Genomic DNA, 19,604 nt, shown 5'->3' on the forward strand with positions numbered 1-19,604 from the left:
GCGCTTCACCAATCGTGCATACTGCCGTCGAGACGGCGATTGACGGGAAGGTACTTGGGGTCGTAGGGGTACTTGGCAGCAGCCTCTTCGTTCACCTCGACGCCGATACCCGGTTTGTCGCCCGGATGCATGAAGCCGTCGGTGAACGTGTAGCTCGTCTGGAACACATCGCCCGTCGGATCGACGTGCCCCATGTATTCCTGAACACCGAAATTCGGTATCGACAGGTCGACGTGCAGCGCAGCGGCCAAGGAGACCGGTGAAAGATCGCCCGCACCATGAGATCCCGATCGAACGCCGTACAGATCGGCGAGCGAGAAGATCCGGCGCAGGTGGGTGATACCGCCTGCGTGCGAGACGGAGGCTCGGATGTAGTCGATCCACCGGTTGGTGATCAAATCCTGGCAGTCCCAGATGGAATTGAAGATTTCGCCGACGGCGACGGGGGTCGTCGTGTGCTGGCGAATGGTGGCGAAGGCACTCTGATCCTCGGCCGGAGTGGGATCCTCGATCCAGAACATCCGCATCTCTTCGAGGTCGCGGCCGAGCCGTCCCGCCTCGATCGGAGACAGGCGGTGATGCACGTCGTGCAGGAGATGGAAGTCGAACCCGTGCCGCTCGCGCACGGCTCCCAGCATCTGCGGCGCGAACCGCATGTAGGGCGCGGTATCCCACGAATCCTCCTGCGGCGCAGCACCCGATGCCGGTTCGTAGAAGCCGTCGACCGGAATCCCGTAGGTCTTCTTCAGACCGGGGATGGCCGACTGGGCACGAATTGCTTTGTAACCCTTGTCCAGATGAGCCTGGACGTCGTCGAGCATCTCTTCGACGCTCCCACCGCTGGCGTGTCCGTAGACCATGATGCCGTCCCGTGCAGCGCCGCCGAGCAGTTGGTAGACCGGCATGTCGGCGGCCTTGCCCTTGATGTCCCACAGCGCAACATCGACTGCGGCGATGGCCGTCATCGTCACCGGGCCACGACGCCAGTAGGCACCCTTGTACAGGTACTGCCAGATGTCCTCGATCCTGTGCGGATCGCGGCCGATCAGCAGCGGAGCGATGTGGTCTTTCAAGTACGACTCGACCGCGAGTTCGCGGCCGTTCAGTGTCGCATCACCCCACCCGACGATGCCCTCGTCGGTGGTGATCTTGAGCGTGACGTAGTTGCGGCCCGGAGCCGTCACGATGACGGTTGCATCGATGATTTTCATTGCGGTCCTTGCGAAGTGGTGTCGATGACGATCTTGAGCTGGGTGGGGTCGGTGAGTGCGGCCTCGAGTGCGGCGGCGGCTTCGCTCAACGGATAGCTCGACGTGACGAGGGCGGCCAGATCGACACGACCGGATCCTGCGAGCGCCAAAGCGTCGACGAAAGCCGAAGGCCCATAACGGAAACAGCCGCGGATATCGAGTTCCCACCGTTGCACGGCCCCGATCGGGAAGTCGGCGACTGCGCGTCCCGGCACGCCGACGAGCGCCAGGATGCCGGCAGGCCCGAGCGAGCGGGCCGCGTCGGCGATGGCACCGGGGTGGCCGGAGCAATCGAAGGCGATGTCGAACGCGGCCTCGGGTAGCGCATCTTCTCCTGAACGTAGGGTGTGGGTTGCACCGAGCGCCGACGCGACGGCCAGCCGTGACGGCGCGACATCGGTGATCGTCGTCGTCGATGCGCCGAGTGCGACGACCGTCTGCAACACCAGCAAGCCGATCGGACCGGCACCGGTGATGGCGATGCGCTTTCCGAGCACCGAACCGACTCTGGCCACTGCCCATGCCGCGACGGCCAGCGGCTCGATGAGTGCAGCAACATCGTCGCCGACGGAATCCGGGAGCGGGTGGGCGAAAGGGGCTGCGAGAACGACTGATCCACGCAGCAGACCGTGGTTGGGCGGCGAACCGAAACACAAGACGCTGGGACAGACGTTGTAATGACCGCTCAACGACAGCGGAGTGTTCCCGTCGGGGATGGCCGGTTCGATGGCCACGCGCTCGCCGAGACGATCGCTGGACACACCGGAGCCCACCTCGGTGATGACTCCGAATCCCTCGTGTCCCAGCACGGTGGGTTGGGTCAGTGAGTTGGTGCCGTTGCGGCCGTCGGCGTAATAGTGCAGATCGGACCCGCACAGGCTCACACCGTGAATGTCGACTCTGACCTGGCCCGGTCCCACCGTAGCGCGTTCGATCTGCTCGATACGCAGGTCGCGTGGACCGTGCAGGACGGCCGCCTCGTCGTTTCCGCTGATCACTGCCATCGCTGTAGAGCCTCCGCCGTAGTGCCTTGAATATCAGTACTACCATACTAGTGACGGGCAGCACTTCGTCAAGGCTTCGGCCCTGTGGGTCACCCACGACGCCACGTTAGTCTTGACCGGTGAGCACACAGAGCAGCAGGAAAGTCACCGCACGAGAGCGGGCGTACCGAGAATTGCGCCTTCGCATCGTGTCGCTGACGCTCCCCCCGGGTAGCCCGCTGTCGGAGAACGACCTTGCCGAGCAGATGTCCGTGAGCCGCACACCCGTCCGCGAGAGTTTGATCCTGCTGGCCGAAGAGGGTCTGGTTCAGGTCTTTCCACAACTCGGCACCTTCGTATCGCGAGTCGATACCGAACGTGTTGCCGACGCCCAATTCGTCCGGGAGGCAATCGAAACCGCCTCTTTGAGTGACGCGGTCACGTCTCGCTCGGACGAGGACCTCGCCGCGTTGCGGGCAAATCTTTCGGCGCAGGCCGAGCCCGGAATCGACATGGACCAATTCTTCGAACTGGACGAGCAATTCCATCAACTGCTCCTCGCAGCCGGAGGACATTCTGCCGCATGGCGATCCGTCGAATCCGCGAAAGCTCATCTGGACCGGGCACGACGACTGGGTCTCCGTGATACCCGTCCCATCCCCGACCTCATCGCACAACACACCGCAATAGTCGACGGCCTCGAAGCACGAGACTTCGAGGCCGCCGCCCAGTCGATGCGCGAGCACCTGCGGGCCGTGTTCGCCGATGTCGAATACATCAAGAGCAAAAGCCCACACCTGTTCTCCAACAGCAACGAACGCCCGACGCGCAAGGTCGTCTCCAGCTGGGAATGAGTGCGGCTGCGCCGCAGTGACTACAGACGCTCGATTATGGTCGCGTTCGAGAGTCCTCCCGCCTCACACATCACCTGCAGTCCGAAGCGTTGCTCACGCTCGGCCAAGGCGTGCACCAGCGTCGTCATGATGCGCGCACCGCTGCCGCCGAGGGGATGACCGATCGCGATCGCACCTCCGTTGACATTGACCTTGCTCAGGTCCGCGCCGGTCTCCCTCGCCCACGCGAGCACCACCGACGCGAATGCCTCGTTGACCTCGAACAGATCGATGTCGTCCATCGTCAGCCCCGCTTTGGCGAGCACCTTGCGCGTGGCCGGAATGACGGCAGTGAGCATCATCAGCGGATCGTCACCGACGACCGCGAAGCTGTGCAGCCTGGCCATCGGAGTGAGGCCCAATTCCTTCGCCTTCTCGCTCGTGGTGATCATGAGCGCGGCACTTCCGTCGTTGATCTGACTCGCGTTGCCCGCGGTGATGTTCCAGCCGATCTGAGGGAATCGCGCCGACATCGCCTCGTCGTAGTACGCGGGCCGCAATCCGGCCAAGGCGTCCAGCGTCGACCCGGTGCGAATCCCCTCGTCTCGGTCGAGCCCGCGGATGGCGCTGATCTCTCGTTTGAAGCGTCCTTCTTCGGTTGCCGCGGCTGCTTTGGCGTGAGACGACAGCGCGAACTCGTCCATCTCGGTGCGGCTGACACCCCACTTCGCGGCGATCAATTCAGCGCTGATGCCCTGCGGCACCAGGCCTTCGGGATACCGCTCGGTGAAACCGACACCTGCCGGATCCTCGGTTCCGACCAGGTTCGAACCCATCGGAATGCGGCTCATCGACTCCGATCCGGTAGCCACGGCCAGATCGTAGGCACCGGAGATGACGCCCTGAGCGGCGAAATGGATTGCCTGCTGGCTACTTCCACACTGTCGATCCACGGTGGTAGCGGGTACCGATTCGGGATAGCCCGCAGCGAGCGCTGCGCGTCGGGTCATATTCGACGCCTGGTCACCCACCGCGGTGACGACGCCGCCAATCACGTCGTCGATTTGGGTCGGGTCTATCCCACTGCGCTGCACTACTTCCCGCAGACTATGGGCCATCAGGTCGACGGGATGCTCGGGATGCAAAGTGCCGTTCGCTTTACCCCGCCCGACTGGGGTTCTGACTGCCTCGACGATGACTGCGTCTCTCATTGCGGCTCCTTGTCCGATCGATCCGTTCCGAATCGGATCGCTGACTCCACCGTACGAGCTGGCTATAGTTTTGTAAAGCCAGTAGTATTCGATGCATGCCCCTCAACATGGACGGTCCATTGTCCGACCTCGCCGCGTGGACAGCCGGCGACCGCTGCTCCATCGCACGCGCGCTGTCGGTGGTCGGAACCCGATCGACCATGCTGATCCTGCGCGAGGCTTTCTACGGAACCACCCGCTTCGACGACTTCAGCCGACGCGTCGGCATCACCGACGCCAGCAGCGCGGCCCGCCTCAAGGAACTGGTGGACGTCGGAATCTTCGTCAAACAGCCCTACCGACCGGACAAGGGCAGAACGCGCTACGAATACGTCCTGACGAAAATGGGCGAGGATCTGTTGCCCGTCGTACTCGGCCTCATGCAATGGGGCGATGAATACCTACAGGACGACGACGGGCCACTGAATGTGGTTGATCCTGAGGGCAATTCAGTGCACGTTCGCATCACCGACCACAACGGCACAGAAGTTCCGATGAACGAGCTGCGGGTGCGGATCGCGTAGTCACACCGCCATCCAAACCCGGACGCACGACGCACAGCACGGTAGCGTCCGTTCATGGGCAATGATCGGAACGAGACACCGGAGGCGGACCCGCGGGCCAAATGGCGGAAGTTGCCGGACCCTGTCGAACCGACCGAGGAAGGCCAGGCGCTGGAATCGGACGCGTCGCTGTGGGATCGCAAACCCAAATACGATCCGAACATCGGGATCGTTCGCTGACGCAAGTCAGGGCTCGACCGACGTCGCTCGGTATCGAAATCCGTCCTGCGTCGCGTCGGGTCCGTACATCGCAACCAAGTCTGCGTACTGGAGACTCACCGGCTGACGGCGCGGAGTAACCGTTTACCCGAAGCTACATCGCATTACCGACGAGCGCGACACCGATGCCGATGAACAGCACTCCGACCGCGCGGTTCCATGATGTCGAGTTCGCCGAACGACCTGCCACGCGACTCACAGCCGCGGAAACTGCGGCCCAAACCCCGAGTCCGATTGCCACATCGACGATTCCGAGGAGGCCTATCTGCAGAGGCATCGGACCATCCGGATCGACGAACTGCGGCAGGATGGCAACGAAGAACAGAATCGCTTTGGGGTTCAACAAATTCGTGGTCAGACCCATGCGAAACCAGCGCTCGTCCGTGGATACAGCCTCAGATGCCATCGATTTCCGCAACGCCTCGATTCCCAGCCACACCAGATAGAGCCCGCCCAGAATTTGAATAGCACTGAGCGCCAGCAGAAATCGAGAGATCAGCAGCGACACCCCGATCACAGCCGCAATCATGTGCACGCACAGTCCGACCTGCGCCCCGAGACCGGCTCGCCATCCGGCCGACTTACTGTGCGCCGCGCCACGAACGACCACCGCGAAGTCCGGCCCGGGTATCGCGTAGGCCAGGAGCACCACGCCCAGGAACGGCAACCACTGAATTCCGGTCATCGTCTCGACGGTATCTAATGCTTTTGATCTTGTAAACCGTTAGAGTTGGACCGTGGACTGGAACTGGCTGGGCGACCACCTCGCACTCGACGTCGTCAACACCGTGCAACTGCAGCGCGGCATCTACGTCGAACTACTGAACTCGGCCCACGACCTGCAGGAGTGGACACAGCTACAAGGCCCGCGCGTACCCGAGAAAATTCGTTCCGACGCGGATATCGAGAAGTTCCGCACCACCCGAGATCATGCGCTCGCACTGTTGCGCGCGACGGCGTCGAACGTGGATCTCCCGCAGGAAAGCGTCGAACACATCGACGCCATTGCCCGACGCCACCCGGTGACCCGAGCGATCGACCTCGGGGGCCGCGAGGGCATCGGACATGTTGTGGGAGCCACAAATTCGCTCGACGCCGTGATCGCGCGCGCGGCGTCGGCCGTCATCGACCTGCTGAACGGACCGGATCGCGTCCGCGTCGCATTGTGCGACGCCCCGCGATGCGGCCAACTGTTTCTACACGATCGACCCAACCAACAGTGGTGCAGCAGCACATGCGGCAATCGAGCGCGAGCCGCGCGGCACCATGCCAACAAGAAGGGCAGATCATGAACATTTCGATACACCAAATAGTCCTCGACTGCACCGACGCCCGCGAGTCCTCCGAGTTCTATCGACAGTTGCTGGGATTCGAGTACGTCCCCGGTTACGCCGAACCTGCCGACCCGGACTGGCTGGCCATCACCGCACCCGACGGCTCGTGGCGCATCGCGTTCCAGCAGATCGACGCGCTACCGGCCGCAACGTGGCCGGACGGCGAGCACCCGCAAATGTTGCATCTGGACTTCCGCGTCGACACCGTCGAGCAGCTCGACGAAGAGCATTTGCGCGCAATGGAATTGGGTGCCACGCTGCTCCGCGATCTACGAGACGATCCAGAGGAGCCGATCCGAATCTACGCCGACCCGGCCGGCTGACCGGCACACATCTACGCCCCTCGTTGGAATCCGCACCTCCCCCACTGGGTGCGGATTCCAACGAGGAGCGTATTTGCAACCCGCCACTACGGTCTACGAGTGGTGTGGTTGAGTGCCGCCTGGGGCACTCAACCACACCACTGCCGCAGGCACTCAGCCCAATTGCACTGTTGCCGTTGCGCGGTGACCGAAGATTCGCTTGCCCTCGAATGTCGCGCCGATGGACACCACAGCCGTCCGCGTCGCCTCGTCCTTCGATTTGATTTTGCCGCTGAAGACGATTTCGGCGGCCTTGTGGGTGTCGACAGGAATAGGAGTGGTGAAACGAACGGTGTAATCCTTCACAGCGCCCGGGTCGCCCAGCCACTCGGTGATGTAGCCGCCGCCGACGCCCATCGTGAGCATTCCGTGCGCCAGCACGTTCTCGAGATCGATCATCTTGGCGAACTGCTCACTCCAGTGAATCGGGTTCGCATCGCCGGCAACGCCTGCGTAGTTGACCAGATCACCGCGGGTCAGGCGCACAGTGCGGGTCGGCAACTCGTCTCCGACGTTGACCTCGTCGAACTTCTGCGTAGGCCGACCCCGGTACTCCTCGATGATCAGCGGTTCGTGCTGCTGTGGGGTGGACAGTGTGTCGCTTCTGCCGGAATCGGCACCGCTGACATCAGTGGTCGCACCGAACATCACCAGGTTCTGCGCCGACTCGGCGATGGCAGGATCGATCTCTCCGGACCGTCCGACGAGCAGGGTGGTGTAGGTGGTCTGCACCAGTTCGTTCTTCTGGTTGGACACCACGTTCTTGGTGACCATCATGTCGCGACCCATGACGGTCTTGAACGAGTCGAGCGAGACATCGCACGTCAATTGGTCGCCGGCCAGGATCGGCTTCTGGAACACCAGGACCTGATCGGTCTGCAGAATCTGACTCAGGTCGTAGCCCTCGGCGATGGACTGGAGAAGGTGCTTCTGCGCGAGAGTGCCGACCAGCGACATGAACGTCAGGGGTGCGACGAGGGCACTGTGGCCCAGCGCCGCAGCGGCATCACCATCCCAGTGGGCGGGGTGGAAATCCTGGACGGCACGGGCATATTCACGGACCTTCTCGCGGCCCACCTCGTAGTAGTCCTCGGTGCGGTAGTGATAACCGACCATGCTGCGAGCATGTTCCGCCGGATCGAAAGCTTCCGCGTCGGTTGCTGCCGTACCGGATTCCGCTACCTGCTCTGCCACTGTTGTCCCACCGTCTCGTCCCCTGCTGTTCATCATTACCCGAGCAACCTACCCAACAACGGCGTTCGTTGGCCAGGCCGGCAGGTTCACGCAGAGCGGTGACGCGGAGAGTCGTGGTATCCCACCATGCCCACCATCGAGGCCTGTCGGGGCGGCGCGGCGTCGGCACCGCGCGGGCGAGGTCGGCGTGAGGCAGCAGCGTCGACTGCCATCAGCGCGGCACCGTGCGCGGTGAGCGACTCAGGATTGGCGGGCGCGATGACCGGCAGCAGCAGATCGCGACGGAACAGGCGTCGAAGAGATGGGATGTTGGCGCAGCCGCCGACCAGCACCAGGGCATTCACGGCACAGGGCGCGTCGACGATGATGCTGGCCACCCAGTCCTCCAACGAACGAATACTGCGCTCGAGCACATCGTCGAAGGTGTTGCGCCACAGCCTGACCGGACCACCGATGAACGGTCCGGCGACCTCGGCCACCCGCAGGCGCGAGAGCTGTTCGCGTGTCGTGCGGATCGACACCATCAATTCCGCTCGGGCGCGATCGGACGCCAACTCGTCCGCCCCGTAGGTCGAGAGCAAGTAGCGCGCGATCTGCTCGTCGCAGCTGTTGCCACCGAACAACGTGGTGCGCACCGATGTGAAGACCGTGCCGCGGGCCGGATCTGCGATGGACACTGTTGTGCCGGATGCCCCGACATCACACACCGCGACCGTACGAGCGCCCACGAGCTGGCCCGTGCCCCGCAGATACCGGAGTTGAGCACCGAGTTCGGAGGCGACCAGGAGGCGGTCCGCCTCGTAGGTGGAGTAAGCGGATGTGCGGGCGCGAGCACCGGGGTCGTCGGGCACGGCCAACACGATGTCGGGTCTGTCCACCATCTGATCGCGTGACATGGATTCCAGCAACTCGAGGGCGACCTGCAGGTGGTCGTCGGGATCGAACGAGTGAACGATGTGGGCCGACCGCACCGACTCCTCGATCGCATCGACTGCGACCCCTCGGGCAGTGGCAGAACCCACCGACACACCAAGGACTGTTCTCATGTTTCCTCGACTCGACTAGCTACTCCGACCTGCCGATAGTAGCTGCCGAACCGTCATTCGGACAGCATTCGCGGCAATTAAATGAACTCGAGGTTTGTTTTGGGAAATGCCACAAAGACCGTGCGCAATCACGCGACGTGATCGAAAGGATCCCGGCGGTCGGCCAACAACGGACCCCACTCCTCCTGCGCCGACGTCATCGCCGAGCAGGCGACACCGTTGGCCGAGTCCATCCCGCGCGCGGCGGCAACGATGGAACGAGCCGACTGCACCAGCGACACATCGAAACGAAAACTGTGCGCCGCAAGCTCCGCGAACGCGTCCTCCGGACTACAACCACGCAGCGCGATGAGAACACCCACTGCTCTGTCGATAGTCGTGCGGGTCACCGGTTCTACTGCGGAATGGTCGGTCATCGGATACTCACCGTCTACTGGTCGATCACTCGATGGTAGCGACGCGCGATCAGAAGTTCAGGTGCCGGAGTCGAATTCACACACCCGTCACGAGAAGGACTTGTCCGAGTATCAAAACCGCTCGCTCACAATGGAATAGACGGTTCCGAGGTCACTCCACCGGATCCTCCGACGGTTCCGGGTCGGTGGTGGGCTCGGTGGTGACAGGAACCTCGGTGGTCGACACAGGCGGTGTCGTCGTCGGTACCTCGGTCTCGGGTTCCGGATCGCCAGTCGGCGTTTCCTCACCACCCGAACCGCCGCCCGAACCACCACCGTCCGCATCACCGTCGGAGTCGTCGCCGCCCGAACCACCTCCGCCTGCGACCACGCCCGGTCTCGGGCCGGCCGGATTTCCCCCGCCCGAGCCACCGCCACCCGACGACGCCTCGCTGCCCGAACCGGGAACCGGTCCGGCGGGGAGGACGTCACTCCAGGTATCTACCGGTACCGGACCATACGAGGGTGCCTCCGGCATTGCCGTCTCGATGGACGGATCGATCGACGGGCCGGCAGGTGCACCGGCAGAATCAGCGATCAATGCCGCCGACGAGCCGGTTGCGCCATCCCCGCTCGACGGTATCTGGGCGACATCTGCAGTGCCGACCACAGGATTCTGCGTCGGATCGGACGCTGCGAGCGCCCAGACCGTGGCTCCGCTCAACGCCGCGAGAACTGCGATACCCAAACCGATCATCGTCAGCCGCGCGCTACGCGGCGAACCCATCCCATCGCTCCTGGGACTGACCGATACCTCGTCGCCCGGCGCAGCACCGGCGGCCACCGCCTCGTTCGTCCACACCGCGGGGGCGGACCCGGTGCCGATCAATGCGGCCGCGATGTCCAGCGAGTAGTCGTCGCCCAACCGCGAATCGCCGACGTGGACCACCTCGACATCGCGGACGTCATGGTTGGCCAGGGCCGCGAGAACGGTCTCGCACTGCGCGAGGGTGTCGCACACGATCGCCGAGCCGGCGATTCGCAGGTCGTTCTGCGCGGCCTGCACACGCATTATTCCGAGCACGGTCGTGACCGCGTCGCCGATACCACCTGGGACAGCCGCGATCGACACCGTGCGGGCAGCAATGGGCCCGAGTTCGGGCAGATCGTCCTCGATCAGCGCGGCAGCTATGTCGTCGACACCTACGTGTACCCCGAGCGCTATGACCATGATCGTCGACTCCCCCGAATTCGATTCCGACTGGAGAGTACCTTTCGAGGCCGAAAACGGGGAAACAAACGGTTTCAGGACATCAGAACTCCAACTTGCCGGCCTCGTCCCTGGCCACCTCGGCCGCGTGGCGCTCGCGCTCGAAGAGCAGTCCGAAGGTGAATCCGTTCTCCCCGGCCGTCGTCCCTGCCTTCGCGCCCAATCTCCGCAGAATTTCCGCTGCGATCACAGCGTCCTGATGCTCGCCCAGCACTTCCTGAATCGTCTTGAAATGCTTGATGCTCGCCTTCGACACCTTCTTGTCCACCACCGGCGCAACCAACTCGGCCGCATACCGTGCTCGCTTCGAGGCCTTCCGAGCGCGGTGCAACGCCTCGTCGTCGGTGCCGCGCACGGCGGTCTTCGTGCGATCGATCGCCTTCTTACCGGCCTTGCGTGCGAGCTTGACCAGCAGACGGTCGCTGACCTCGCCGTCGATCGGCAATCCACGAGACCATTCGGAGAGTGTCGTGAGCAGTGCGCGATAGCGCTCGCCGTCGAGTTCGGTCATCGCCGCCTCGCGGTACCGAATCTGCTCGGCCAGCAAATCGTTCTCGATCCGCGATGCCACCGGGCCGAGAACCAACTCGGGCGGCAGTTCGTGCAGCGCTGCCGCGAACCGAGCGCGCTGCACCTGACGATCTCGGACTTCACCGAGAATGCTTGCATACCAGGACAGTTCGGCCTCGAGCTGCGCGGCGGGTTCGTCCTCGAACAGACTCCCGAACACGCGAAGAGTACTGCGGTATCGACGGATCGCCACCCTCGTGGAGTGGATCGGATCCAACCCCCGGCGCAGGTACACATCTCCTGCGACGATCGCCTGGGCCTGATCGTCGAGATAGTCGGTCAGCAGTTGCACTCCCGGTTCGGCCGACACCTGGCGCACCACCGACAGCGCTCGATCCAACTTCGACGGATGCGCCGACGGACGAGCACCGGCAGCGCGCAGCGCCTTGCCCGCCTTCTTCAGGAACGACTCCGAGCCTGCGGGTCCGAGCTCCACCTCGACCTCGCGCCACTGTGGTCCGGTCGCACCGCCGATCAGCACGACCGACACCTCGTCGTCGGCGATTTCCGCGACGACTGCCCCTTCTGCGTCGGACACGGTGTGAATCGTGCGACGAGTGGTCAGTGTCGCGACTGCCGACAAGTCCGCGCCCATCACCGCGCCGCGAAGCACGTCGGTCAGCTCGTCCGGCACCACATTCCGGTCGCCGCTACCGAGCGGGAGTCGAATCTCCGTCCGCGCCTTCTCGGCCGGGACCTTCGCGTGCCAACCGTTGTCGGAATCACCGGTACGACGCCGCACCGTGATTCCGCGTCGCAGCAAGTCGTGGCCAGGAGTATCGAAATACTCACTGCTCAAGTCGGTCTCGCTCGCTACCACGGCACCGCCGGTCGGTACCAGTGAGTCGAGAGTGGGCAACTGGAAATCTGCGTCGACGTCGAACTTGTCTTCGCGTTCTGTCTGAATCGACTCCATACCGACCATCCTGCCTCGAGCACCTGGGCCGGTGGTGTCGGAAACCGCAGACCGGTCAGCGCCGCGGCAGACCGAAGTCCGGGACCGGAAAATCGAACGTCCGAGACGACCTGGTCGTGGTCGGAGCCGGCCTGGTGGTCGTCGTTGTCGGACGCGTGGTTGTCGGACGCGTGGTTGTCGGATGGGTCGTGGTGGTGGCGGGTGGGGCCGTCATCGTCGGGGCTGCGGTCGACGGATCGCGGGTAGGTCTCTCGGAAGTCGTCGACTTCTCGGTCGTCGACGTGGGATCGGTCGTGTCCCCGCTTCGCCGGGTCGTCGTTGTCGCCGTGTCCGTTGTCGTCGGTGTCACGCCCGAGGACGACGTTGCCGACGCGTCTGCCGCCGGTAAGGCCGACGCCGTCGTGGTCGCGGGTGGCAGTGACGACCGATCGGGATCGGCAGGTGAACCGTCGGCGGCAGGCACCACCGACTGCGAACGAGCGGTCCGCGGGGAGTCCTGCGAGGTATCGACCGACGGCGGCGGCTCGTCGCCCCCGGTCCGAGCCGCCGCGGTCACCACGGTGCCGGCCGCGCACACCGCCACCAGTGCCGCGAGCGCGCCACCGAGATGGCGAGATTTGTTTGCCCTGGTCATTCGCTTGGAGGAGGTACCACTGTGCCGTGGGCGCTTCGAGACCACCGCACCCACCGGGGCGACGGCGGCCACCGTCAGCTCGGAAGCATCATGGTCGACGGCATCGAACCGATCGGTGAGCGCGTCGTGAGGCGTCGGCGCGGGCCGCAGACCTACGGTCCGAGCGATTCCCGCGGCACCGTGCGCCGCCAACAGTTCAGGCTGCTCGGGGACGTAGACGGGCATCGACACCGCGTCGAACAGAACCTGCCGAATGATCTGCATGTTGGCACCGCCGCCGACTGCGACGATGGCATCGACGTGAATGCCCTGCGCGCCGACGGCGTCGAGCACGTCCACTGCCATCGACACGGCTCGGTGCACGGAATCGCGGATGAGCTCGTCGAGATTGCCACGCCACAGCGAAGCACGTCCGCCGACGAACGGTCCGTGGACCGACACGCTACGGAGCACCGACAGTTCGTGCTTGCCCGCGCGGACGTCGTCGACGAGCCGCCGGCGAGCCTCGACCGTCAGTGCCTCCGCTGCCCCGAACGTGACGATGAGGTGGTCGCACAGCACTCGATCGCAGTCGTCGCCACTCAATTCGTCCGTTCGACGAGCCGCGAGGACCTGACCGCTGTCGATGTCGACGACGGTCACCGAAGTTCCGGATGCGCCGACGTCGAACAGCGCGACGTAGCGCTCGCCTGCCAGCACACCGGTCTCGCGGAGCGCACCCAACTGGGCACCCAATTCGGAGACCAGCACGACGCCGTCGGAGAAGTCCTGGTCGTACGCCGTCCTTGGGTCGCTTTCACGCAGCGCGAGCACCGGATAGAAGTCTGCGGACGCGTATTCCGCCGCCAGATTGTGCACCGAGGTGATGACGGCGTCCCAGGGATCGGGGGCGAGGCCATTGGGTGCCGGCTGCGATGCGACGGGCTCGTGCACTTCGAGGACAGAACCTGGGCGCGAGTTGTCGCTGATCACGCTGCGGACACCACTCGAACCCAACGAAGCGCCGAGTACGGACACACCGGAAACCGCGGACACTAGAAACCTCGCTCTGGTAGGCCCCAACCCACGTGAGGTCACCAGAATAGCGCTACAGCCGTCGTATCACCAGGTTTTGTAGCCGAAAACAAACCTTGCGATCGTTTACTCGACGTTCGATCGGACGAAATTCAGGTAGGCCTTCGATGGTGTGGGCCCGCGCTGGCCCTGATACTTCGATCCCACGGCGGCGCTTCCGTAGGGGTTCTCGGACGGCGAGGACAACCGGAAGAGGCACAGTTGGCCGATCTTCATGCCCGGCCACAGGGTGATCGGCAAGTTGGCGACGTTGGACAACTCCAACGTGATGTGGCCACTGAAGCCCGGATCGATGAAGCCGGCCGTCGAGTGCGTGAGCAGACCCAACCGTCCGAGTGAGCTCTTCCCTTCGAGCCGACCCGCGAGGTAATCCGGCAGCGTCGTCAGTTCCAGCGTGGAGCCGAGCACGAACTCACCCGGATGGAGAACGAACGGCTCACCGGCCGCCGGCTCGACCAGCGTCGTCAACTCGTCCTGCTGCAGCGACGGATCGATATGGGTGTAGCGGGTGTTGTTGAACACCCGGAAAAGCTTGTCGAGGCGTACGTCGACACTCGACGGCTGGACCATCGACGGGTCGAACGGTTCGATCGCCAGGTTTCCCAAGGTCACTTCGGCACGGATATCACGGTCGGAGAGCAGCACCACTGCAGGCTACTTGCCCCGAACCTTCCCTCGCGACACACCCGAGCCCCGATCTCGACGAACAGCACCGCACAGGAAAAGCCGGACAATCGAGCGGCACCACGTTTCACATTCGGGCAACTCCTATCAGGAAGAGTGAAATGACCTTTCCGTTCGACGCCCCCTCATATCGCGATCACCGATCCCAATGCCACGTTCTTGCCACCACTCCCGCACGACATCCGGCATTGTGGGAACAATTCCTCGACGGCGCAGAGGAAAGCTATGAGCGCCACGGTGTGGCCGCCGCGCTCGAAATGTCGGAAATTCGTGACGGCAATACCACTGCACTGTTCTTCGCCGCACTCGATCGATCCGGACAAATGGTCGGCGGTGTGCGGGCGCAAGGGCCGTATTCCTCGGTCGAGCAATCGCACGCACTCGTCGAATTCGCCGAATACCCCGAAGGCCGACGCCACGTGCTCACCATGCTCGACGACCGCATCGGACACGGAGTCGTCGAACTCAAGTCGGCGTGGGTCGCACACGACGCACCCCGTGGTCGCGCCGTCACGGCGATGATCGCGGAATCACCCGCCTACAGCACGGCACTGCTCGGTGCCCGATACGCGCTGGCCACCGCCGCCTCCCACGTCCGCGCCGCATGGCTGGGCACCGGCGCAGTCGTCGCCACCCAGATCGAACCCATCCCCTATCCCGACGAGCGATACCGAACCGAAGTGTTCTGGTGGGACAGAACAACTCTCGCATTCGATGCCGACCTGACCACCTGGCGACGGATGCGGCACAACACGGTCACCCTGCTCGCACACCGCCGCGCAGCCGTCGAACTCCCGGAAGCAGTCGCATCATGAGCGATCGAACGACACCCGACCACAGCTGGACCCCTGTGATATTCGACGAGACCTGCACCACACAGCGCGACGCACTCGAAGAACTCAGGCGCGACCCAACCCTGACATTCCTCGACGAGCGAGCGACGCAGCGAGAAGGCCTGCGGTCGCTGCTACCCAGCCCTGAGCAGAGCCTTCTCACCGAAAGCGACAGATGGGTTTATTTTCCGTGGCGAAAAACCGTCGTTGCACTACTCGGACCGAACTCGTTTCGACACCTGAGGCTCGACAGAAACAGGAACAAGATAACTCTGGCGGAACAGAATTCCTTGGGAAATCTCACGATAGGAATCATCGGTCTCAGCGTCGGGCACGCCATCGCCCACACCCTCGCACTCGAAGGAATCTGTGGAACGCTTCGGCTCGCAGATTTCGACGAGATAGAACTGTCCAACCTCAACAGAATTCCGGCGTCCGTCCTCGATCTCGGCGTCAACAAAGCAGTCGTCGCGGCCCGGCGCATTGCTGAAATCGACCCCTACCTACGCGTCGAAATCACCGAAGACGGAATCACCGAGAACACCATCGACGGGTTCTTCGACGGACTCGACCTACTCGTCGAAGAATGCGACTCCCTCGACGTCAAGGTTCGGGCCCGCGAGGCAGCCAGGGCACGAGGCATCCCAGTACTGATGGAGACCTCGGACCGTGGGCTGCTCGACGTCGAACGCTTCGACCTCGAACCCGAGCGCCCGGTGTTCCACGGTGTCCTCGGCGACATCGACTCGACGAGCCTGCAGGGGCTCGGCACCCGCGACAAGATCCCGATCGTGCTCGATCAGCTCGACGCCTCGCTGCTCTCGGCCCGAATGGCCGCCTCCATGGTGGAAGTGAGCGAAACGATAGAGACCTGGCCGCAATTGGGCGGCGACGTTCAACTCGGCGGTGCCACCATCGCCGCCGCTGTTCGACGCTTCGGCACCGGAGCGCACCTGCCGTCCGGGCGAATCCGCATCGATCTCGAGACCCATCTCGACGCGCTCGCACCACCGCGTCCGACGCGGAGGGCAGAACTGCCCCCGGTCGATACCGCTGTCCGTGCTCGAATCGATTCCATCGATCCCGACGAACTGATTCTCGACGCGGCCCGCCGGGCTCCGTCCGGCGGAAACAGTCAGCCGTGGACGCTGGCTCGAGAAGGACGCACCGTGAAGATCGGCGTGGATCGTTCGCGAACCTCCACTCTCGACGTCGCCTTCCGCGGCAGCTATGTGGCAGTGGGTGCGGCGGCCTTCAACGCGCGAGTCGTGGCCACCGCGCAGGGCAGGCTCGACCGCATCGACGTCACCGAGCGCGGAGTCGAGATCACGCTCGGTGACGCAGACCCACAACCCGTCGCCGACCGACGCCTGCTGGACGGCGTTCTCGAACGGTGCACCAATCGGGAGTTCGGCACCGGCGCACCGCTGGACGCGGATGTCGCCGCCGACATCGTCGCTGCTGCCGCCGCAGAAGGTGGGCGGGCAGTACTGCTGACGGCGCCCGAATCGATTGCCGACGTAGCGGATATCCTCGCCGCTGCCGACCGAATCCGGTATCTCACACCGCACCTGCACCGAGACATGTTCTCCGAGTTGCGCTGGCCGGGAGATCTCGATCCCGATCGAGGGATCGAGGTGTCCACTCTGGGAATCGACGACGCCGACCTGTCCAAACTCGAGATCGTCAAACGACCGGACGTCATGGCACTCGTGGACGAATGGAACGGCGGCGGGGCGCTGGGCACCGATATGCGCGATCGGGTGCTGTCGAGTTCGGCACTTGCCGTGGTCGTAATGCCCGAATCGAGCGCCGAACATTACATCCGAGGAGGATGTGCAATGGAGAACGTATGGGTAACTGCACATTTGCGCGGAATAGCGGTGCAACCGGTTTCCCCCGCGTTCCTGTACGCGCGGACCGTCGAGGAGCATCGACAACTGTCGATTCACCACGCAGAAGCCTTGCAGCAGTTGAATTTCAGGTTTCGAGCGATACTCGGGCTCGTGAACACCGACTCCGTTGCACTGGTGTTGCGGCTGAGTTGCGCCCCGAAAACCGCGATACATAGTCGCAGACTTCCTGTTTCAGCGTCTGTATCGGGGTAGAGTTCCGGCGAAGACCAGGGGGAACAGTCCTGCGCTGCGTCTACGAGAGGCAGGAGTGGGATCCTGGACAGCACCCGGACGCTCGAGGTCCTCGTCACCGGCGTCGCAACCGAACTCATGGGAGTCGATGCGGCGACGGTGCGCGAGGCCTACGATTCCGTTCTGCGGCAACTCGTGGATCATCTCGGAATCGACTTCAGCTTCCTCAGGCACAACGACTTCGAGGCCAGGGCCACCAGACTCAGCGCCGAATGGCCACCGAGATTGAGCGTGCCCGATCCGGATCCGCTGGCTGTGGTGTATTTCGACGACGCCGACTCGGTGTTCCGACTGGCCGAAACGCTGACCGAACCGGCAGTGTTTCGGCCGGATCCGGACCAGGAGGACTATCGCCGACGCGTCGAGCAGGGGTCGGGATTCTCCGCGACCTCGATGGCCGTCGTTCCGCTGCTGCATTCCGGCCGCACCACCGGCATTCTGGGGTTCATCAAGGTCGGTGACCGCAGCTGGTCCGAAGCAGAACTCAACGCGCTCAAAGCAATCGCGGCGTTGCTCTCCCAACTGCAGGCCCGGGTGGTCGCCGAGGAGCAACTGCGATTCTCGGCGCTGCACGACCACTTGACCAAGCTGCCGAACCGCACGGCCTTCGCGCAGCACCTTCGCGAGCGACTCGATCCGTCGATGCCGGGCCCGGTGGCAGTGATGCACATCGACCTCGATCGACTCAAAGCACTCAACGACTTTCTCGGTCACCTCGCCGGCGACCGATATCTCGAGACCATCGCCGATCGGCTGCAGAGCTTCGTCGGTGAGTCGGCCGGCCTCGTCGCCCGACTGGGCGGCGACGAATTCGTCGTCGTACTCGCCGGGCCGTGCTCGGCCCGCGTTGCGATCCACCACGCCGAGGTGATCGCCGATGCCATGAACGCACCCGTCACCCTCGGGGTCGAACGCATCAGCCGCAGCGCGAGCATCGGTATCGCGTTCGGCACACCGGGCGTGCACACCGCCGAATCGCTTCTGCGGCAGGCAGATCAGGCCGCCCTGGTGGCCAAGCGCGCAGGCGGCCACGACATCGCCCTGTTCACCGAAGAGATGCACGCCGAAGCCGAGCTTCGCAACGACGTCGAGATCCATCTACGCGACGCCATCGCAGGCGACTCGCTGACCCTGCACTTCCAACCCGAGGTCGACCTCGTCACCGGACGCATCACCGCAGTCGAGGCACTGGTCCGGTGGCAACACCCCACCCGCGGACTACTGCCTCCGTCCGCCTTCATCCCGGTGGCAGAGGAGACGAACCTCGCAGGCGAACTGGGTCGCTGGGTTCTCGACTGCGCCTGCCGAACGCTGGCCGACTGGCAACGCCGGATTCCCGGACTCGACATCGCAATGCGCGTCAACATATCCCCCGTCCAGCTGGTCACCAACGGCTTCGTCGGTACCGTCGCCAGAGCGCTCACCGAGTTCTCGATAGCCGGGCCGAACCTCTGCCTCGAGATCACCGAAGTTGCGGTGGTGCAGGACCTCTCGCGTACCAGAGTGACGCTCCGCAAACTCCGAGAACTCGGCGTGCAGGTGGCCATAGACGATTTCGGCACCGGATACAGCTCCCTGTCGCACCTCAAGGAACTACCCGTCGACGCTCTCAAGATCGACCGCGCCTTCGTCACCGACCTGGGCAACGAGGACACCGGCGACCTCGCCATCGTCCAATCCATCATCGGACTCGCCAGGGCCTTCGGCCTGAACATCATCGCCGAAGGCGTCGAAACACAGAGCGCCAGGAACACTCTGATCGAACTGGGCTGCACCCGTGCACAGGGATATCTGTTCTCGAAGCCGATTGCAGCAGACGACGCCCTCTCGCTGCTGCACGGCGTGCGAATCGACATCCGATCGCCCTGGTAACCTTCGAACCCGCACCACACGCCGGTGTAGTTCATTGGTAGAACGCGACCTTCCCAAGGTTGAGAGGCGGGTTCGATTCCCGTCACCGGCTCCACCCACCGCTTCACCTCCGAGACCGTCTCCACAGTTGATTGAATCCTCAACGGGTGCACACAATTCGGAGAAGTCCGACATG

General features: G+C 63.8%; 19 protein-coding genes and 1 tRNA gene. 9 read left to right on the plus strand and 11 right to left on the minus strand.

The window, feature by feature from the left end; translation table 11 throughout:
* Positions 1 to 5: 5 nt before the first annotated feature.
* Together manD and ACNEOT_RS20030 are read right to left on the minus strand one after the other, a co-directional pair.
* Positions 6 to 1,211, minus strand: a complete 1,206-nt coding sequence (gene manD, locus ACNEOT_RS20025) for a D-mannonate dehydratase ManD (RefSeq protein WP_415976227.1) — start codon at positions 1,209 to 1,211, stop codon at positions 6 to 8.
* Positions 1,208 to 2,254, minus strand: a complete 1,047-nt coding sequence (locus tag ACNEOT_RS20030) for an alcohol dehydrogenase catalytic domain-containing protein (RefSeq protein ID WP_415976229.1) — start codon at positions 2,252 to 2,254, stop codon at positions 1,208 to 1,210. Before ACNEOT_RS20030 ends, manD begins: the two co-directional genes overlap by 4 nt.
* A gap of 119 nt (positions 2,255 to 2,373) precedes the next feature.
* Here ACNEOT_RS20030 and ACNEOT_RS20035 point away from each other — a divergent pair, with 119 nt between their 5' ends.
* On the plus strand, positions 2,374 to 3,087 hold the full coding sequence (locus ACNEOT_RS20035; RefSeq protein ID WP_415976231.1) for a GntR family transcriptional regulator: 714 nt from the start codon (positions 2,374 to 2,376) through the stop codon (positions 3,085 to 3,087).
* A gap of 20 nt (positions 3,088 to 3,107) precedes the next feature.
* Here ACNEOT_RS20035 and ACNEOT_RS20040 read toward each other — a convergent pair whose 3' ends face one another.
* Positions 3,108 to 4,277 carry a thiolase family protein gene (locus ACNEOT_RS20040; RefSeq protein WP_415976232.1) on the minus strand — a complete coding sequence of 390 codons (1,170 nt, stop codon included), beginning with the start codon at positions 4,275 to 4,277 and terminating at the stop codon, positions 3,108 to 3,110.
* Positions 4,278 to 4,372: 95 nt separating this feature from the next.
* Here ACNEOT_RS20040 and ACNEOT_RS20045 point away from each other — a divergent pair, with 95 nt between their 5' ends.
* The gene (locus ACNEOT_RS20045; protein ID WP_415976233.1) at positions 4,373 to 4,840 is read left to right on the plus strand and encodes a winged helix-turn-helix transcriptional regulator; all 468 of its coding nucleotides are present in this window, start codon (positions 4,373 to 4,375) and stop codon (positions 4,838 to 4,840) included.
* 54 nt (positions 4,841 to 4,894) lie between these two features.
* Complete coding sequence (locus tag ACNEOT_RS20050; protein ID WP_415976235.1) at positions 4,895 to 5,059, plus strand: hypothetical protein; 165 nt, start codon at positions 4,895 to 4,897, stop codon at positions 5,057 to 5,059.
* A gap of 133 nt (positions 5,060 to 5,192) precedes the next feature.
* Here the strand turns inward: ACNEOT_RS20050 and ACNEOT_RS20055 are convergent, their stop codons facing one another.
* The gene (locus ACNEOT_RS20055) at positions 5,193 to 5,783 is read right to left on the minus strand and encodes a LysE family translocator (protein ID WP_415976237.1); all 591 of its coding nucleotides are present in this window, start codon (positions 5,781 to 5,783) and stop codon (positions 5,193 to 5,195) included.
* Between the two features lie 52 nt (positions 5,784 to 5,835).
* Between ACNEOT_RS20055 and ACNEOT_RS20060 the strand changes: the two genes are divergently transcribed.
* Both ACNEOT_RS20060 and ACNEOT_RS20065 read left to right on the plus strand, forming a co-directional pair.
* Positions 5,836 to 6,390, plus strand: a complete 555-nt coding sequence (locus ACNEOT_RS20060; protein ID WP_415976239.1) for a CGNR zinc finger domain-containing protein — start codon at positions 5,836 to 5,838, stop codon at positions 6,388 to 6,390.
* Positions 6,387 to 6,755 carry a VOC family protein gene (locus ACNEOT_RS20065; protein ID WP_415976240.1) on the plus strand — a complete coding sequence of 123 codons (369 nt, stop codon included), beginning with the start codon at positions 6,387 to 6,389 and terminating at the stop codon, positions 6,753 to 6,755. The genes ACNEOT_RS20060 and ACNEOT_RS20065 overlap by 4 nt, the downstream gene beginning before the upstream one ends.
* Positions 6,756 to 6,908: 153 nt before the next feature.
* On the opposite strand, the gene ACNEOT_RS20070 is transcribed toward ACNEOT_RS20065, so the two are convergent.
* The 7 genes from ACNEOT_RS20070 to dcd form a co-directional block, all read right to left on the minus strand.
* Positions 6,909 to 8,024, minus strand: a complete 1,116-nt coding sequence (locus ACNEOT_RS20070; protein WP_415976242.1) for a fused (3R)-hydroxyacyl-ACP dehydratase subunits HadA/HadB — start codon at positions 8,022 to 8,024, stop codon at positions 6,909 to 6,911.
* A 50-nt stretch (positions 8,025 to 8,074) separates the two neighbouring features.
* Positions 8,075 to 9,034, minus strand: a complete 960-nt coding sequence (locus ACNEOT_RS20075; protein ID WP_415976243.1) for an Hsp70 family protein — start codon at positions 9,032 to 9,034, stop codon at positions 8,075 to 8,077.
* Positions 9,035 to 9,162: 128 nt separating this feature from the next.
* Positions 9,163 to 9,450, minus strand: coding sequence for an ANTAR domain-containing protein (locus ACNEOT_RS20080; protein ID WP_415976244.1), 288 nt, complete (start codon positions 9,448 to 9,450; stop codon positions 9,163 to 9,165).
* A gap of 151 nt (positions 9,451 to 9,601) precedes the next feature.
* Positions 9,602 to 10,660, minus strand: coding sequence for a hypothetical protein (locus ACNEOT_RS20085; RefSeq protein WP_415976245.1), 1,059 nt, complete (start codon positions 10,658 to 10,660; stop codon positions 9,602 to 9,604).
* An 82-nt stretch (positions 10,661 to 10,742) separates the two neighbouring features.
* Positions 10,743 to 12,185 carry a CHAD domain-containing protein gene (locus tag ACNEOT_RS20090; RefSeq protein ID WP_415976246.1) on the minus strand — a complete coding sequence of 481 codons (1,443 nt, stop codon included), beginning with the start codon at positions 12,183 to 12,185 and terminating at the stop codon, positions 10,743 to 10,745.
* A gap of 55 nt (positions 12,186 to 12,240) precedes the next feature.
* The gene (locus tag ACNEOT_RS20095; RefSeq protein ID WP_415976248.1) at positions 12,241 to 13,791 is read right to left on the minus strand and encodes an Hsp70 family protein; all 1,551 of its coding nucleotides are present in this window, start codon (positions 13,789 to 13,791) and stop codon (positions 12,241 to 12,243) included.
* Between the two features lie 168 nt (positions 13,792 to 13,959).
* A complete protein-coding gene (dcd, locus tag ACNEOT_RS20100) occupies positions 13,960 to 14,538 on the minus strand; it encodes a dCTP deaminase (protein WP_415976249.1) in 579 nt (192 codons plus the stop codon).
* A 140-nt stretch (positions 14,539 to 14,678) separates the two neighbouring features.
* Here dcd and ACNEOT_RS20105 point away from each other — a divergent pair, with 140 nt between their 5' ends.
* The 4 genes from ACNEOT_RS20105 (at position 14,679) to ACNEOT_RS20120 (ending at position 19,523) form a co-directional block, all read left to right on the plus strand.
* Positions 14,679 to 15,392 (plus strand): hypothetical protein, encoded by a 714-nt coding sequence (locus ACNEOT_RS20105; protein WP_415976251.1) that lies wholly within the window; start codon positions 14,679 to 14,681, stop codon positions 15,390 to 15,392.
* Entirely contained in the window at positions 15,389 to 17,518 is a 2,130-nt protein-coding gene (locus tag ACNEOT_RS20110; RefSeq protein WP_415976253.1) for an Rv1355c family protein, read from the plus strand. The genes ACNEOT_RS20105 and ACNEOT_RS20110 overlap by 4 nt, the downstream gene beginning before the upstream one ends.
* A 117-nt stretch (positions 17,519 to 17,635) precedes the next feature.
* Positions 17,636 to 19,429, plus strand: coding sequence for a putative bifunctional diguanylate cyclase/phosphodiesterase (locus ACNEOT_RS20115; RefSeq protein ID WP_415976255.1), 1,794 nt, complete (start codon positions 17,636 to 17,638; stop codon positions 19,427 to 19,429).
* 20 nt (positions 19,430 to 19,449) lie between these two features.
* A tRNA-Gly gene (locus ACNEOT_RS20120) sits at positions 19,450 to 19,523 on the plus strand.
* The last annotated feature ends 81 nt before the right edge of the window (positions 19,524 to 19,604 follow it).

The sequence above is a fragment of the Rhodococcus sp. 077-4 genome (genome assembly GCF_047782425.1).
In the GTDB taxonomy this organism is placed as follows: Bacteria; Actinomycetota; Actinomycetes; order Mycobacteriales; family Mycobacteriaceae; genus Rhodococcoides.